Here is a 1,677-nt window from a genome sequence, read left to right as displayed (position 1 = left end):
ATAAATTTTAGGGTTGGTCCTAATTCGATACAAGGTCAACACGCCAAGGTATAAACCCAAGTGAACCAGAAACTAAGAATTCGCGTATCTAAATATATATACTTAATAACTTCGATTTCAGCGCATCCTTAATTCGATTGAAGGGAGAAATATTTATATGAAGCATCTAGCAAAAATTACGATCATTGGTTTGCTATGCTTGGCGAATACATCATTAAGTTACGCAAGCTGTGACCCCTTGCTAAACTATGAATCCAAGCGTCTTCACTCTTCAAAATCTATTGACTTCTGTCAGGCTTTTGAAGGGAAAACCTTGCTTATCGTTAATACAGCAAGCCGATGCGGATTTACCCCTCAGCTATCTCAACTTGAAGCGCTTTATCAAAAATATAAAGATGAGGGTTTGGAAATTGTCGGTTTCCCTTCTAACTCCTTCAGGCAAGAATTAGCAACTGAAGCAGAAACAGCTAGCGTCTGCTTCAAAAACTTCGGCGTTAGTTTCACCATGCTAGCGCCGAGCTATGTAACAGGACCTCAACAAAACGACTTCTACAAAATGCTAAAACAACGGACTGAAAAATCACCAAATTGGAACTTCAACAAGTTCCTCATCTCTTCCGATTTATCAAGTATTTCCTTGTTCAGATCTCAGGTAACCCCCTTAGACAGTGTATTAGAGGAGGCTATCAAAAGATCTCTTAATTAATTTAGTAGCATCAGGGTTATTGTAATCGTTTGAGATATCCGCAGCACAGATATACATATACTTATAAACAAGAGCTAAGAGTAATTTGTCGACAAACCTGCGGCCCTCTTTTATTTTACTTAGTCAATCCACACCCACTACTGAATCTTGCCACCATGGTACCCACAGATTAGGGTATCAGATACGCGAACATTCGCATCAACACCCCTTAACCATTTTCCCTACACCAATCCTATCGGTTAGGGACTCAAACCTGCCACGTGCAGAAAACATGATTGGCGCCAAGAGTAGCAGAGAGTGCAGCCCAATAGTTCGCGCTATTCAAGGAACAAGCGCAGCTCGTTCCCAACTGTGGCCTATATGTCGATATAAAGTGCGCTCATGCAAGCCAGTTTCATGGCCTCGCCAGTACTCTAGATAATTCACAGACACCACCAGCCCAAGCGCATTATCTGTGAAAGGAACTGTATCAGGATTAGGGTACTTTTCTTTCAGCGCGTTAATACCCCGTTCTACCTCAAATGAGCCTTCCAGGGCAGCGCTCTGGTGCGCGACAGTATGATAAAAATGATCCAGCAACTTTGAAATATAAGGTTTATGCTGCCAGTGAGTTTCAAGAACCTCAGGACACATTAATGACAATTCACCCCGAACTCTAAATTGCTGTAGTAGCGAAGGATAGAAAAATAGCAGTTCTACCTTCGCCTCGTTTAAATGTAGTAGGTTCTTTTGGGCAAGTTTGTTCACAAACAGTACACAACTATCTGCATTGATTTCGCGTACGACCAAGGTGCGCATTCTTGGTTGAGACGCATCATTTTGCTCGAGTGTCGCGAGTGTGCAATATTTAGCACTGGGGTCCTGGTTTTGCTTGGCCTCTTGCCTAGCGTTCATCAACAAAGTCATAGGTTGATATTCAGTCATAAACTCTTCGCCCTGTTAATCTACGTAACCACTGCCAATAGCACTAA

General features: G+C 42.2%; 2 protein-coding genes. One reads left to right on the top strand and one right to left on the bottom strand.

Translation table 11 applies throughout. From position 1 onward, the window contains the following. Positions 1–157 precede the first annotated feature (157 nt). Positions 158–706 (top strand): glutathione peroxidase, encoded by a 549-nt coding sequence (locus tag A3761_RS18835; protein ID WP_068510198.1) that lies wholly within the window; start codon positions 158–160, stop codon positions 704–706. 321 nt (positions 707–1,027) lie between these two features. Here A3761_RS18835 and A3761_RS18830 read toward each other — a convergent pair whose 3' ends face one another. Next, the gene (locus A3761_RS18830; protein ID WP_068510197.1) at positions 1,028–1,630 is read right to left on the bottom strand and encodes a pyridoxamine 5'-phosphate oxidase family protein; all 603 of its coding nucleotides are present in this window, start codon (positions 1,628–1,630) and stop codon (positions 1,028–1,030) included. Positions 1,631–1,677 lie beyond the last annotated feature (47 nt).

This window comes from Oleiphilus sp. HI0123 (assembly GCF_001635315.1).
This window is presented reverse-complemented; position numbering and strand designations above follow the sequence as displayed.